Origin of the sequence: Rubrimonas cliftonensis, from assembly GCF_900107585.1 — a bacterium.
In the GTDB taxonomy this organism is placed as follows: domain Bacteria; phylum Pseudomonadota; class Alphaproteobacteria; order Rhodobacterales; family Rhodobacteraceae; genus Rubrimonas; species Rubrimonas cliftonensis.
Map to the genome: position 1 here is coordinate 106,063 of NZ_FNQM01000006.1, position 12,856 is coordinate 118,918.

Sequence of the window (12,856 nt, forward strand, 5' to 3'; positions counted from 1 at the left end):
AGGCGCGCCGCCTCCGCACCGAACCCGGGCCGCGTCGGCTCAGACGATGTTGTGCGCCGGGCCGTAGGGAAAGCCGGTGACGTTCTCGGCGCCGTCGGGGCCGACCACGAGGATGTCGTGCTCGCGATAGCCGCCGGCGCCCGGCGCACCCAGCGGCGCGGTCAGCATCGGCTCCATGGACACCACCATCCCCGGCGCCAGCGTCGTCTCGACGTCCTCGCGCAGCTCCAGCCCCGCCTCGCGGCCGTAGTAGTGCGAAAGCACGCCGAAGGAGTGGCCGTAGCCGAAGGTGCGCAGGCCGAGCAGCCCGCGTTCGTCGAGAAACGCGTTGAGCTCGGCGGTGATCGCGTCGCAGCGCGCGCCGGGGCGGATCAGCGACAGCCCGAGCTCATGCGTCGCGACGTTCGCCTCCCACAGCTTCAGGGAGGCGGCGTCGGGCTCGCCGAGAAACAGCGTCCGCTCCAGCGCGGTGTAGTAGCCGCAGGTCATCGGGAAGCAGTTGAGGCTGAGGATGTCGCCGGGCTCCAGCCTGCGCGTCGTGACCGGGTTGTGGGCGCCGTCGGTGTTGGGGCCGGACTGGAGCCACACCCAGCTGTCGCGCAGCTCGCTGTCGGGCAGGCGTTCGGCGATGGCGCGCTCCATCGCGTCGCGGCCGGCCATGGCCACGTCGATTTCGCGGACGCCGGGGCGGATCTCCGCCTTGCAGGCCGCGCCGCCGATGTCCGCGATGGCGGCGCCGGTGCGGATGAGGGCGATCTCCGCCGGCGACTTGATCATCCGCTGGCGCATCGCGGCCGCGGCGACGTCGACGGTCTCCGCGGCGCCGAGCGCCTCGCCGAGCGCATCGGCCTGCGCGAGTGTCAGCGCGTCGCGCTCCACGCCGACGCGCCGTGCGCCGCCCGCGACGCTTGCGACCGCGCGCCAGAAGTTGCCGCGCGCCCAGTCGGTGTAGGTCAGCGTCTCGCAGACGGCGCGGCGGAAGGGCTGGCCGTGGTCGATCAGCGCCGCCACGACCACGCAGCGGTCCTGCGTCACGACCGCCGCGTAGGATCTTCCGAAACTGCAGTACAGAAAGCCGGTGTAGTAGGCGACGCAGTGCATCGAGGTCAGCAGCGCCGCCTCGACCCCGGCCTCGGCCATGTGGGCGCGCAGGCCGGCGAGGCGGGCCGCGTATTCCTCGGGCGCGAAGGGCGGCGGCGCCTTGGGGCCGTTGCGGAGCGGCAGGAAGGCGGGACGCGAGGGGCTGGTCATGGGGCTCTCCGGTGCGTCGATCCGGGAGCCATGGGCGCCCGAACCGAAGGTCCGGGCGTGCAGGACGATGCGGCCGACCCCGATGGACCCGCCGCGGGCACGGCTTTCGCCTGAGACGACGCCATCGCCTCCGCCCGGCACCGATCTAGCGCCGCGCCGCCCCGCGAGTCCAGCCTGTCGCGTCGGCGCTCAGCTGGGCAAGGGCAGCGCCGTCTCGGCCTTGATCTCCTCCATCGAGAGCAGCGAGGTGACGTTGTAGATGCTCACCTGCGCGATCAGCCTTTGATAGAAGGCGTCATAGGCGCGCGCATCCGCCACGCGCACCTGCAGCACATAGTCGATCTCGCCCGCCAGCCGGTGCGCCGAGACGATCTCCGGCATCGACTTCACCGCCGTCACGAAACGCTCCAGCCAGCCCGGCTCGTGCTGCGCCGTGCGCACGAGTACGAAGAAGCAGGCGCCCAAGCCCACCGCCTCCGGGCGCAGGACGGCCACCTGGCGGTCGATCACGCCGGCGGCGCGCAGCTTGCGGATGCGGTTCCACACCGGCGTCTTCGAGGCGCCGACCTGACCGGCCAATTCGTCGAGGGACGCGGTCGCATCGCGCTGCAGCGCATCAAGGATTTTCCGGTCCAGCGCGTCCAGCGCGACGGGTTTCCCGGCCTCCGGGTCAGCCTTGGACAATGGTTTCGCGCTCCTGCCTCGCTGCGGACAGCGTTCCTTATTTCCTGCTCCACCTATCAGTTTGGCGAACAAAATTCTAGCTTCTCGTCATCGCCGCAAGGGCGTCGGAGGGCCGGGACATGCGTCATTTTCCTCTCTTTCGCGATCTGCGCGGGCGGCGCGTCATCGTGTCCGGCGGCGGCGAGACGGCGTCGGCCAAGCTGCGGCTGCTCCTTAAGACCGAGGCGACGCTCGTGGTCTACGCCGCCGATCCGGGCGAGGACGTCGCGCGCTGGGCCTCGGAGGGGCGCCTCCGGCTGGTGCGACGGCGGCTGGAGGAAGGCGACGCGCTCTGCGCCGCGCTGGTCTACGGCGCCAATGACGACGTGGCGGAGGATGCGCGCGCCGCGGCGATAGGCCGGCGCGCCGGGGCGCTCGCCAACATCGTGGACAATCTCGACGCCAGCGACTTCATCACGCCGGCCATCGTCGACCGCGACCCGCTGGTGGTGGCGATCGGCACCGAAGGCGCGGCGCCGGTGCTCGCGCGGCGCGTGAAGGCGGAGATCGAGGAGCGGCTCTCGCCTGCGCTGGGCGTGCTGGCGCGCATCGGGCAGGGCTTCCGCCATGCCGCCGAGGCTCTGCCGATGGGCCGTGCGCGGCGGCGCTTCTGGGCGCGCTACTACGACGACGCCGGCCCCCGCGCGCTGGCCGAGGGCGGCGAGACGGCCGTCGCGGCCACACTGCCGCGGCTGCTCGCCGAAAGCCTTGAGGAGACGACCGAGCCGGGGCGCGTCTTCATCGTCGGCGCCGGCCCCGGCGACCCCGAACTGATGACGCTGAAGGCCCGCCGCCTGCTGCATGAGGCCGACGTGGTGATCCATGACCGGCTGGTGCCCGCGGCGATCATCGAGCTTGCGCGCCGCGAGGCGACGATCGTGGAGGTCGGCAAGATCCCCGGCGGCCCTTCGTGGCGGCAGGAGGACATCAACGCCGCCATGGTCGGGCACGCGGCCGGCGGCGCCAGTGTGGTGCGCCTGAAATCGGGCGACCCCGGCGTATTCGGGCGGCTCGACGAGGAGATGGACGCGCTCGATGCGGCGGGCGTGGATTTCGAGATCGTCCCCGGCGTCACCAGCGCCGCCGCGGCGGCCGCCTCGATCCGCGCGTCGCTCACGCGGCGCGGGCGCAACAAGTCGTTCCGTTTCCTCACGGGGCAGGACGTGGACGGCTTCGCCGAACATGACTGGAAGGCGCTGGCGGCGCCGGGCGCGGCGGCGGCGGTCTACATGGGCGTGCGTGCGGCGCGCTTCCTGCAGGGCCGGCTGATGCTCCACGGGGCCGACGCAGGCACGCCGGTGACGGCGGTGGAGAACGCCTCGCGGCCCGATCAGAAGGTCGTGGCCGCCGCGCTCGACACCCTGCCCGAGGCGCTGGCGGAGGCGGGCGTGACCGGCCCCGCGATCCTCTTTGTCGGTCTGGCGCCGCGCGGCGCCATGGCGGCGCTGGAGAGGGTCGAGCCCTCGACCCTCTCGCTCGCGCTTGCGGCGGGAGCCTGACCGATGGCCAGGAGCTTCGTTCCCAGCATCGTCAGCGCCAACGACCTGATGATCGGCGACGTGGTCTATCTCGACGCGAGCGGCGGCTGGACGCGCAGCCTCGCCGAGGCCGCCGTCGCCCATGACGCCGAGACCGCCGAGCGCCTCGCCGCGCTGGCCGACCAGCCCGGCGCCGTCGTCGGCCCCTATCTCGCGGACGTGGCGCTCGACGGTCCGGTTCCGCGGCCCCTGCATTTCCGCGAGGCGTTCCGCGCCAGCGGCCCGTCCCACCGGCCCGATCTCAAGCGTCATTCGGAGTAAACCCAATGTATCGCTACGACGAATTCGACGCGGCCTATGTCCGCGAGCGCGTCGCGCAGTTCCGCGACCAGACGCAGCGGCGCATCGACGGCCGGCTGACCGAGGACGAGTACAAGCCCCTGCGGCTCCAGAACGGGCTCTACCTCCAGCTTCACGCCTACATGCTGCGCGTCGCGATCCCCTACGGCACGCTGTCGAGCCGGCAGATGCGGGCGCTCGCCGAGATCGCCGAGCGGTGGGATCGCGGCTATGGCCACTTCACCACCCGCCAGAACATCCAGTTCAACTGGACGAGGCTGAGCGACGTGGGCGACATCCTCGACCACCTCGCCGCGGTCGAGATGCACGCGATCCAGACCAGCGGCAACTGCATCCGCAACGTCACAGCCGACCATTTCGCCGGCGCCGCCGCCGACGAGATCGAGGATCCGCGCCCGACGGCGGAGCTGATCCGCCAGTGGTCGACGGCGCATCCCGAGTTCGCCTTCCTGCCGCGCAAGTTCAAGGTGGCCGTGACCGGCTCGCCCAACGACCGCGCCGTGACCAGGTCCCATGACATCGGCCTGCGGATGCTGCGCGACGCGAACGGCGCGCCCGGCTACGAGGTGATCGTCGGCGGCGGCATGGGCCGCACGCCCATGGTCGGCAAGGTGATGCGCGGCTTCCTGCCGCGCGCCGAGCTGCTGCCGTATCTCGAGGCGATCCTGCGCGTCTACAACCTGCACGGGCGGCGGGACAACAAGTACAAGGCGCGCATCAAGATCCTCGTCCACGAGACCGGCGAGGCGGAGATCCGCGAGCAGGTCGAGGCGGAGTTCCGCTCGATCCTCGCCAATGGCGGCGCCGCGCATCTGCCGGGCGAGGCGGAGCTGGCGCGGATCGCGGCCTATTTCGCGCCGCCCGCCCTGCCCGAGCGGTCCGCCGTCTCCGACCGCGAGGAGGACGCGCGCACCTTCGACCCCGTCTTCGCCGCCTGGGCGGAGGTCAACACCACGCCGCATGGCGTCGCCGGCTACGCCATCGCCACGGTTTCGCTGAAGGCCATCGGCGCCTCGCCCGGCGACGCGACCGCGAGCCAGATGCGCGCGCTCGCCGACATGGCCGACCGCTACAGCCAGGGCGAGCTGCGCATCAGCCACGAGCAGAACGTGATCCTGCCCCATGTCGCGCGCGACGACCTGCCGGCGCTGCACGCGGCGCTGCTGCGCGAGGAGCTTGCGGAGGCCAATTCCGGGCTGATCTCCGACATCATCGCCTGCCCCGGCCTCGACTATTGCGCGCTGGCGACGGCCCGCTCGATCCCCATCGCGCAGGACATCTCGCGCCGCTTTTCTGACGGGCCGCGGGCGCGGGCCATCGGCGAGTTCCGCATCAAGATCTCGGGCTGCATCAACGCCTGCGGCCATCACCACATGGGCCATGTCGGCATTCTCGGGCTCGAGAAGGCGGGCGTGGAGAGCTACCAGATCACGCTCGGCGGCGACCACACGGAGAACGCCGCCATCGGCGAGCGCGTCGGCCCCGGCCTCGGCGCCGAGGAGGTCGGCCCGGCGATCGAGCGGCTGGTGGACGCCTATCTCGACCTGCGCGCCAGCCCCGAGGAGCGCTTCGTGGACGTCTGCCGGCGGCTGGGACTGGCGCCCTTCAAGGCGGCGATCTACCGGGAGGACAAGCGCGATGCGGCATGATCCGACGCTCGGCCGGCGGCCCGGCCCCGACGATTACGAGCATCTGGGCGCGCAGGATGTGCTGGAGCGGGCGCTGCGGCGGGACTTCCCGGGGCGGATCGCGCTCGTCTCTTCCTTCGGGGCCGAGTCCGTCGTGCTGCTGCACATGCTGGCGCAGGTGGATCGCCATGCGCCGGTGCTGTTCGGGCAGACGCAGATGCTCTTTCCCGAGACGCTGGCCTATCAGCGCGAGGTCGCCGAGACGCTCGGCCTGACCGACGTGCGCCACATGACGCCCGACCCGGCGGAGACCGCCGTCCACGACCCCGACGGCGGGCTCAACCGGCGCGATGACGACCTGTGCTGCCACATCCGCAAGGTCGCCCCGCTGGAGCGGGCGCTGGCGCCCTTCGATGCGTGGATCACCGGGCGCAAGCGGGCGCAGTCGGCCACGCGGGCGGCGCTCTCGGTGATGGAGACCGACGCGGCGGGTCGGGTGAAGCTCAATCCGCTGGCGGACTGGCGGGCGGACGACCTGCGCGCCTACATGGCCGCGCACCGGCTCCCGCCGCATCCCCTGGTCGCGCAGGGCTTCCCCTCGATCGGATGCCTGCCCTGCACGACGCGCGTCGCGCCGGGCGAGAACCCGCGCGCCGGCCGCTGGCGCGGGCGCGACAAGGAGGAATGCGGCATCCACATCGTCGACGGGCGCGTGGTGCGCGCGCCCGGGGACGCAGGGCCGATGGACCGGCTGTGATGGAGACGCCCATGCTTGTCGTGACCGACGACGCCATCGCGGAGGACGCCGCGCCGCTCTCGGCGCCGCAGGACGCGCCCGCGGAGGGGCCGCTGCGGCTGGCGCTGCCCAATGACGCCGACCTCGCCGCGCTCGCGCCGCTGCTCGCCCGCGCCAGCCTCGTGGCGGTGGTGTTTCCGGGCTTTTCCGACGGGCGCGGCTTCAGTCTCGCAAGGCGGCTGCGCGCCGCGGAGTACAGGGGCCGCCTGCGCGCCGTGGGCGCCCTCATCCCCGACCAGTTCGCCTATGCAAGGGCCTGCGGCTTCGACGAGGTGGGGCTGACCCCGGCCCTGCTCGCGCGGCAGGGCGAGGGGGCCTGGGCCGCCGCCTCGCGGACGCCTGCGCCGCCCATGGCGCGGCGTCGCGCAGGCTGAGCGGCCGGTGCGGCGGCGCCGCAAAGCCGCGTGACTTCTTGTTGCGCTGCGGTATGATCGGCGGATGAACAGCATCCCGCCGCTCAACGCTGCGACGCACATGGCCCGCGAGGCCCGCGAGGCCCCAGAAGTGGTGGCGCGTCAGGTCGCGGAGGGCCTGCCCGCCTACCGCGAGATCGGCGCGCGGCTGCGCGCAGCCGATCCGCGCCTCGCGCTCACCTGCGCGCGGGGCACCTCCGACCACGCGGCCACCTACTTCCGTTATCTTTGCGAGATGCGCGCCGGGGTGCCGGTCGCGACGGTCGGCCCCTCCATCGGATCGGTCTATCGGGCGCCGCTGCGCCTTGAGGGCGCCTTGTGCCTGACGGTGTCCCAGTCCGGCGGAAGCCCCGACCTCGTCGCGCTGCAGGGGCTGGCGCGGGAGGGCGGGGCGCTCGCGGTCGCGCTGCTGAACACGCCGGACAGTCCGGTGGGGGCCGGCGCCGACATGGTCGCCCCGCTGCTCGCCGGCCCGGAGAAGGCGGTGGCCGCCACTAAGAGCTACATCGCCTCGCTCGTCGCCATCGCCGCCATCGTCGCGGAGTGGACGCAGGACGCCGCGCTGTCGGACGGTCTGGAGCGGCTGCCGGAGGCGGTCGGGCGGGCGATGGCCTGCGACTGGTCGGCGGCGATGACGCCGCTGGCGGGCGCGACCTCGGTCTTCACGCTGGGCCGCGGCCTGTCGCTCAGCGTCGCCAACGAATCGGCGCTGAAGTTCAAGGAGACGTGCCGGCTCCACGCCGAGGCCTACAGCGCGGCGGAGGTGCGGCACGGCCCCATCGCGCTCGCGGAGCGCCGCTTCGCCGCGCTGGTCTTCGGCGCGCGGGACGCCGGCCGCGAGAGCCTCGTCTCGGCGGTGACGGCCGTGCGCGAGGCCGGCGCCCGCGCCTTCTTCGCCGATCCCGAGGCGTCGGGCCCCGACGTGCTGCCGGTGGTCGCCGCGCCGCACCCCGCGCTCGACCCGATCTGCCAGGCGGCGACCTTCTACCTTTTCATCGAGGCGCTCGCGACGGCGCTGGGCGAGAATCCCGACGCGCCCAAGCACCTGAAGAAGATCACCGAGACGCTCTGATCCGGCTCAGCGGCGCGGCCCTCCGCCGCGCGGGACGCGCGCGGGCAGGGTGGTCGGGCGACCGGGCCGCACGCCGGGCGGCGGGCGCGGCCGATCCGGCAACGAGACGTCGACATCGTGATGGTGGTGGACCGAGTAGATCCCGTAGCGGAAATCATAGTCGTAGTAGGGATCGTTGTGGACGTAGCCGCCGCCCGACGAGCAGGCGCCGGCGAGCCCAAGCGCGATCGCCGCGAAGGCCGCGCGCCGCGAAGTCACCGTCCCGCCTCCGCCGGCGCGATGGAGTCGAGCGTGGCGGCGAGGGCGTCGCGATGCGCTTCCCGCGCGCCGGGGTCGCCGATGAACGCCGCCACCGCCACGCGCGCGCCCAGATCGACCGTCGCGATGCTGAAGGAAAGCGGCCGGCCCGCCCGCGCGCCTTCGCCGAGATAGAGCCTTCCGGGCAGCCCGCCCACGGCGATGTCCCGCGTCTCGGCCACCTCGGCCTCGTCCATCACGCCGGTCTTCAGCGCGTCGAGATAGGCGCCGGCGGCGTCGAGGCCGTCGATCGCCGGCGGCGACCACAGGCCCACCCACATGTCGCCGTCGCCCGCCTCCGGCATCAGGCTGACGACGCGCGGCGCCGGGACGACGCCCTCCGGCATCTCGTCGGGCGACGTGTCGACGCCGGTGCGCAGGGTCCAGCCCTCCGGCGCCGCGAAGGTGAAGATAGCCGCGCCCTGCGTGACGTAGGTCACGGGAAGGCCCTGCGCGACGGCGACGGACGAAGACGCCGCCACGGCGAACAGCACTGGGGCGAACAGCGCGGGGGCGAGCCGTGCAGCTGACGTCATGGAAACCCTCCCAAGCTTGCGCAGCCCACAGTCCACGCCGAGGCCGCGCCGCGCAAGCGCGCTGGCGTCCGCGCGCAGGACGTCTAGAGTGGCGCAATCCTGATGCGGAGCGCTCCATGGCCTACGCCGTCGCCAGACCGCTCGACGCGGCGCTGATCCCCGTCATCGACATCGGCCCGCTGCGCGACGGGTCGGACCCCGGCGCCGTGGCCGTCGCCCTGACGAAGGCGAGCCGGGAGGCCGGGTTTCTCTATGTCGTCAACCATGGCGTGGACGAGGCGCTGATCGACGCCGCGCGCGAGGAGGCGATGGCGTTCTTCCGCGCCGATCCCGCGGTCAAGGCCGAAGCGGCGGTCAGCGCGAAGCACCGCGGCTGGCTTGCGACGGGCGGCGCCCGGATGGCCGACGACGCGGCGCCGGACCTGAAGGAGAGCTTCGTCTGGGGCTACGAGGATGCGCGCGGACAAACGCCCGACGACCATCCGCTGCGCGGCGCCAACCGCTGGCCCGCGTCGCACCCCGCCCTGCGCACGGCCGCGCAGGCGTGGTTTCTGGAGGCGCACGGCGTCGCCGAGCAGCTGATGCGGGGCTTTGCGCTGGGTCTCGGGCTCGACGGCGAGGCGTTCCTCGAAAGCGTCGCGCGACCGATGAGCCGCGCCTCCTTCGTCTACTATCCGCCCCAGCCCGAGGCGCTCGGCGCAGGCCGGTTCGGGGTCGGGCCGCACACCGATTTCGGCGTGCTGACGGTGCTGGCGCAGGACGGCGTCGGCGGGCTTCAGGTGCAGGACCTCGCCGGCGACTGGGTGGAGGCGCCGCCGATCCCGGGCGCGCTGGTGGTGAACGTGGGCGATCTGCTGGCGCGCTGGACGGCGGGCCGGTGCCGCTCGACGCCCCATCGCGTGGTCAACGCGTCCGGCCGCGAGCGCCTGTCGCTGGTGCTGGCCTGGGACCCCGAGCCGCAGACCATGATCGACGCCGCCGCCCTGCTGGGGCCGGAGGGCGCCGAGGCGCCCATCGCGTGCGGCGACTATCTGGAGGCGCGCTTCGCCCGCGCCTTCGCCTATCGCGCGAAGCCCTAGCGCTCAGGCCCCGGCGTAGTAGCCGACGACGTCGCCCTCTGTCGTCACCCCGAGGCCGTTGAGCTGGCGATTGACATAGTTGAAGTAGCCCACGATCTGGTTCGCCTCGAGGATCTGGCCGTCGTCGAGCCCCGCCGCGCGCAGCGCCGCCACGTCGGCCTGCGCCATGGCGCCGGGCTCTCGGGTGAGCTTGCGGGCGTAGCGCATCAGCGCGAGCGCCGCGCCGTCGAGCGCCTGCTCGGGCGCTTCGGCCGCAAGCGCCGCCTCGATGGCGTCGGCCCGGGCCGCGTCGCCGATGAGATGGCGGGCGTTGGCCCAGTGGTTGGCGAGCGAATAGGGGCAGGCGTTCAGCATCGAGACATAGCTCGCGATGGTCTCCTGCAGCCATGGCGCAAGCGTGTTTGCGTCGTCGTGCAGGCAGGCGCGATAGAGCGCGACATGGCCGAGCAGGGTGGCGGGGCGCAGGCTGTGGACGCGCATCACGTTGTCCACCGTGCCGTGCGGCGTGCGCGCGAGCGCCAGCGCCTCGCGCAGCGCAGGCTCCGCGTCCTCGTCGGCGACCATGGCGATCCAGGCGGTCATGCGCGTCTCCTCATCGGGCGTCCTGCAGCCTGCCTCGCCGCTCCAGCCGCGCAAAGAGCCGCGAGAGGGCGAAGCACAGCGCGAAATACATCGCCGCCACGACGATCCACGTCTCGAAACGGCGACCGGAGGAGACGGCGAGCTCGGTGGCGGTGAAGGTCAGCTCCTGCACCGAGATCAGCGAGACGATGGCGGAGTTCTTGACCAGCATGATGAACTGGCCGGCCATCGGCGGCGTGACCGCGCGAAGCGCCTGCGGCAGCACCACCAGCCGGAAGGTCTGCGCCGCGTTCAGGCCGAGGCTGCGCCCGGCCTCGACATGGGCCGCAGGCACCGACTGCACGCCGGCGCGCACGATCTCCGAGATATAGGCCGCCTCGAACAGCGCCAGGCACAGCACGCCCGCCACGAGGTTCTCGAACAGCGCCGGCGGCCCGAGCAGCAGGCTCACCGCCGCCCGCTCCGCCGGGCCCATCTCGCGCGCCCAGACGTCGAGGCCCAGCGCGGGGGTGATCTGCGAGGAGATGAAGAAGTAGAACACGAACACGAACACCAGCGGCGGCATGTTGCGGATCAGCCCGACATAGGCGCCGGCGGCCAGTCGCGGCAGCAGCCGCCGCATGGTCGAGAGCGCCCCCAGCGCCACGCCGAGCAGGCTCGCCAGCGCCATCGCCCACAGCGACAGGCGGATGGTCGTCAGCAGCCCCTCCAGCAGCAGGTTGGGCTCAAGCCAACCGCCATCCCCCTCCCGCAGCAGAGCCTGCGGGAGGAAGCCCCAGTCCCAGCGGTAGACGAGCACCTCCGACACCCGCGCCGAAACGGCCCAGACCGCCGCGACGAGCGCGGCGACCACCAGCGCGTCGATCGGGCCGATGCGCCGAGGCGCGTCGGGATCGGGATACACCTCAGTTCGACGCGACCTGATCCGCCCAGGGCCTGCCGCCGAACCAGTAATTGTGGGTCTTCTCCAGCCAGCCGTTCGAGCGGTTCACGAGGATCCAGTTGTTGAAGAAGTTCAGCGCGTCCGGGTCTCCCTTGCGCAGGGCGAAGGCCTCGTTGCCCGGATTGATCTTGGCGTCGGTCGGCGCGAACAGCACGTCTGGGTTGTCGTAGACCTGGAAGGCGGGCAGCGGCTGCGAGCCGACGAGGGCGTGGGCGGCGCCGTTCAGCACTTCCTGCACGGTCTGGCCCTGGTCGTCGAACTGCCGCAGCGTCGCCTTGGGGAACGTCTCCTGGATGTAGGCGCAGGGCGTGGCTCCGCGGCGGCAGACGAAGGTGACGTCGGCGGAATTGAAGTCGTCGGGCCACTCCAGCCCGTCGGCCAGCGAACGGTTCGCCATCACGCCCAGCGACGAGTTCGCGTACGGGTCGGAGAAGTTGACCGTGAGGTTGCGCGCCGGCGTGATCGACATGCCGCCGATGATGACGTCGAACTTGCCGGCGAGCAGCGCCGGGATGATGCCGTCCCAGGCGGTCGGCACGAACTCGACCTCGACCTCCATTTCCTCGGCGAGCTTCTTCGCGACGTCGATCTCGAAGCCGATGAGTTCGCCGTTCACGTCGCGCATCGCCCAGGGCACGAAGGTTGACATGCCGACGCGGATGACGCCGCGCTGCTTGATGGTCTCGATCACGCTGGCCTGCGCCAGAGCCTGCGGGGCCTCCTGCGCCGGCGCCGCGGCCGGGGCGGCGAGCGCGGCCGCGGCGAGGGCGGCGGCGATGATGTTGGTCAGTCGCATCGTGTGGGTCTCCTTCTCGGTCAGGCGCTTCTGCGCCCAAGGCGATGTTCCAGCCAGGCGGCGAAGGCCGACAGGCTCACGGTTAGCGATAGGTAGATCGCCGCCACGGCAAGCCACACCTCGAAGCTCATGAAGGTGTCGGCGATGACGTTGCGCGCCTCGTTGGTGAGGTCGAAGATCGCGATGGTCGAGACGATCGCGGAGTTCTTGATCAGGTTCACCACCGCCGAGGTCATCGGCGGCGCCATCACCGGCAGCGCCTGCGGCAGCACGACGTCGCGATAGACGAAGCCGGGCTTCAGCCCGATGGCCGAAGCGGCCTCCCACTGTCCGCGCGGCACCGAGAGCACGCCGCCGCGGATGATCTCCGAGATGAAGGACGCCTCGAACACCGCGAGGCACAGCACCCCGGTCCAGAACCGGTCCACGCCCAGCATCGGCGACAGCACGAAGTAGAAGAGGTACATCTGCACCAGCAGCGGCGTGTTGCGCACCAGCTCAAGATAGACGGTCGCGACCGCATGGCCCGACCATGAGCGCGAGAGCCGAAGCAGGGCGGTGACAAGGCCGATCGCCAGCGCCAGCGGGGCCGCCCAGAGCGTGATCTCGACCGTCACCGTCAGGCCGCGCGCCAGCGGGCCCCAGACGATCTCGCCGTCGATGACGCGATAGACCTGGCGCGGCAGCCGGTACCACTGCCAGTTGTAGCCCATCGACTGCGCGCCGGCGTAGACCAGCCAGCCGAGCATCCCGCCGCCGATCAGGAACCCTGCCCAGTCCAGCAGGCTCCGGCCCGTCCTGCGCGCCGGGGGCGGCGGGAGCGCGGCAGCCATGGGCGCGCCGGCCCCGCCGTCTGTCGTCGCCTGCATCCCGCCGCCGCGTTCTTCGGACCCGATGGGGCG

General features: G+C 72.2%; 15 protein-coding genes. 7 read left to right on the forward strand and 8 right to left on the reverse strand.

Going from position 1 to position 12,856, the window contains the following annotated elements:
- Positions 1-39: 39 nt before the first annotated feature.
- Positions 40-1,251 carry an aminopeptidase P family protein gene (locus tag BLW43_RS11720; RefSeq protein ID WP_093253585.1) on the reverse strand — a complete coding sequence of 404 codons (1,212 nt, stop codon included), beginning with the start codon at positions 1,249-1,251 and terminating at the stop codon, positions 40-42.
- A gap of 189 nt (positions 1,252-1,440) precedes the next feature.
- Entirely contained in the window at positions 1,441-1,935 is a 495-nt protein-coding gene (locus BLW43_RS11725; RefSeq protein WP_093253587.1) for an Lrp/AsnC family transcriptional regulator, read from the reverse strand.
- Between the two features lie 119 nt (positions 1,936-2,054).
- Between BLW43_RS11725 and cysG the strand changes: the two genes are divergently transcribed.
- The 6 genes from cysG to BLW43_RS11755 all read left to right on the forward strand — a co-directional run bounded on the left by cysG (position 2,055) and on the right by BLW43_RS11755 (position 7,721).
- Positions 2,055-3,473 (forward strand): siroheme synthase CysG, encoded by a 1,419-nt coding sequence (gene cysG, locus BLW43_RS11730; protein WP_093253589.1) that lies wholly within the window; start codon positions 2,055-2,057, stop codon positions 3,471-3,473.
- A 3-nt stretch (positions 3,474-3,476) separates the two neighbouring features.
- A complete protein-coding gene (locus BLW43_RS11735; protein WP_093253591.1) occupies positions 3,477-3,773 on the forward strand; it encodes a DUF2849 domain-containing protein in 297 nt (98 codons plus the stop codon).
- A 5-nt stretch (positions 3,774-3,778) separates the two neighbouring features.
- On the forward strand, positions 3,779-5,461 hold the full coding sequence (locus BLW43_RS11740; protein WP_093253593.1) for a nitrite/sulfite reductase: 1,683 nt from the start codon (positions 3,779-3,781) through the stop codon (positions 5,459-5,461).
- Positions 5,451-6,197 (forward strand): phosphoadenylyl-sulfate reductase, encoded by a 747-nt coding sequence (locus tag BLW43_RS11745; RefSeq protein WP_093253595.1) that lies wholly within the window; start codon positions 5,451-5,453, stop codon positions 6,195-6,197. The genes BLW43_RS11740 and BLW43_RS11745 overlap by 11 nt, the downstream gene beginning before the upstream one ends.
- Positions 6,198-6,208: 11 nt before the next feature.
- Positions 6,209-6,610 (forward strand): DUF934 domain-containing protein, encoded by a 402-nt coding sequence (locus BLW43_RS11750; RefSeq protein WP_093253598.1) that lies wholly within the window; start codon positions 6,209-6,211, stop codon positions 6,608-6,610.
- Between the two features lie 64 nt (positions 6,611-6,674).
- Entirely contained in the window at positions 6,675-7,721 is a 1,047-nt protein-coding gene (locus BLW43_RS11755) for an SIS domain-containing protein (protein WP_217632162.1), read from the forward strand.
- A 6-nt stretch (positions 7,722-7,727) separates the two neighbouring features.
- Here BLW43_RS11755 and BLW43_RS11760 read toward each other — a convergent pair whose 3' ends face one another.
- Entirely contained in the window at positions 7,728-7,979 is a 252-nt protein-coding gene (locus BLW43_RS11760) for a hypothetical protein (protein WP_093253600.1), read from the reverse strand.
- Positions 7,976-8,554 carry a hypothetical protein gene (locus BLW43_RS11765; RefSeq protein ID WP_093253602.1) on the reverse strand — a complete coding sequence of 193 codons (579 nt, stop codon included), beginning with the start codon at positions 8,552-8,554 and terminating at the stop codon, positions 7,976-7,978. The genes BLW43_RS11760 and BLW43_RS11765 overlap by 4 nt, the downstream gene beginning before the upstream one ends.
- Positions 8,555-8,670: 116 nt before the next feature.
- Between BLW43_RS11765 and BLW43_RS11770 the strand changes: the two genes are divergently transcribed.
- Positions 8,671-9,633, forward strand: coding sequence for an isopenicillin N synthase family dioxygenase (locus tag BLW43_RS11770; RefSeq protein ID WP_093253604.1), 963 nt, complete (start codon positions 8,671-8,673; stop codon positions 9,631-9,633).
- 3 nt (positions 9,634-9,636) lie between these two features.
- Here BLW43_RS11770 and BLW43_RS11775 read toward each other — a convergent pair whose 3' ends face one another.
- Genes BLW43_RS11775 through BLW43_RS11790 form a run of 4 tightly spaced genes read right to left on the reverse strand, consistent with a single transcriptional unit; the run spans position 9,637 to position 12,787 of the window.
- Positions 9,637-10,215 (reverse strand): peroxidase-related enzyme, encoded by a 579-nt coding sequence (locus tag BLW43_RS11775; RefSeq protein ID WP_093253606.1) that lies wholly within the window; start codon positions 10,213-10,215, stop codon positions 9,637-9,639.
- 10 nt (positions 10,216-10,225) lie between these two features.
- A complete protein-coding gene (locus BLW43_RS11780; protein WP_093253608.1) occupies positions 10,226-11,119 on the reverse strand; it encodes an amino acid ABC transporter permease in 894 nt (297 codons plus the stop codon).
- Between the two features lies 1 nt (position 11,120).
- Positions 11,121-11,954 (reverse strand): transporter substrate-binding domain-containing protein, encoded by an 834-nt coding sequence (locus BLW43_RS11785; protein ID WP_093253610.1) that lies wholly within the window; start codon positions 11,952-11,954, stop codon positions 11,121-11,123.
- A 20-nt stretch (positions 11,955-11,974) separates the two neighbouring features.
- Positions 11,975-12,787, reverse strand: coding sequence for an amino acid ABC transporter permease (locus BLW43_RS11790; protein ID WP_093253898.1), 813 nt, complete (start codon positions 12,785-12,787; stop codon positions 11,975-11,977).
- Positions 12,788-12,856: the final 69 nt, after the last annotated feature.

Bases quoted from the DNA above. Each gene is read 5' to 3' on its own strand.
- BLW43_RS11720 (WP_093253585.1), bottom strand. From the start codon at position 1,251: ATGACCAGCCCCTCGCGTCCCGCCTTCCTGCCGCTCCGCAACGGCCCC.
- cysG (WP_093253589.1), top strand. From the start codon at position 2,055: ATGCGTCATTTTCCTCTCTTTCGCGATCTGCGCGGGCGGCGCGTCATC.
- BLW43_RS11735 (WP_093253591.1), top strand. From the start codon at position 3,477: ATGGCCAGGAGCTTCGTTCCCAGCATCGTCAGCGCCAACGACCTGATG.
- BLW43_RS11740 (WP_093253593.1), top strand. From the start codon at position 3,779: ATGTATCGCTACGACGAATTCGACGCGGCCTATGTCCGCGAGCGCGTC.
- BLW43_RS11745 (WP_093253595.1), top strand. From the start codon at position 5,451: ATGCGGCATGATCCGACGCTCGGCCGGCGGCCCGGCCCCGACGATTAC.
- BLW43_RS11750 (WP_093253598.1), top strand. From the start codon at position 6,209: ATGCTTGTCGTGACCGACGACGCCATCGCGGAGGACGCCGCGCCGCTC.
- BLW43_RS11755 (WP_217632162.1), top strand. From the start codon at position 6,675: ATGAACAGCATCCCGCCGCTCAACGCTGCGACGCACATGGCCCGCGAG.
- BLW43_RS11765 (WP_093253602.1), bottom strand. From the start codon at position 8,554: ATGACGTCAGCTGCACGGCTCGCCCCCGCGCTGTTCGCCCCAGTGCTG.
- BLW43_RS11770 (WP_093253604.1), top strand. From the start codon at position 8,671: ATGGCCTACGCCGTCGCCAGACCGCTCGACGCGGCGCTGATCCCCGTC.
- BLW43_RS11775 (WP_093253606.1), bottom strand. From the start codon at position 10,215: ATGACCGCCTGGATCGCCATGGTCGCCGACGAGGACGCGGAGCCTGCG.
- BLW43_RS11785 (WP_093253610.1), bottom strand. From the start codon at position 11,954: ATGCGACTGACCAACATCATCGCCGCCGCCCTCGCCGCGGCCGCGCTC.
- BLW43_RS11790 (WP_093253898.1), bottom strand. From the start codon at position 12,787: ATGGCTGCCGCGCTCCCGCCGCCCCCGGCGCGCAGGACGGGCCGGAGC.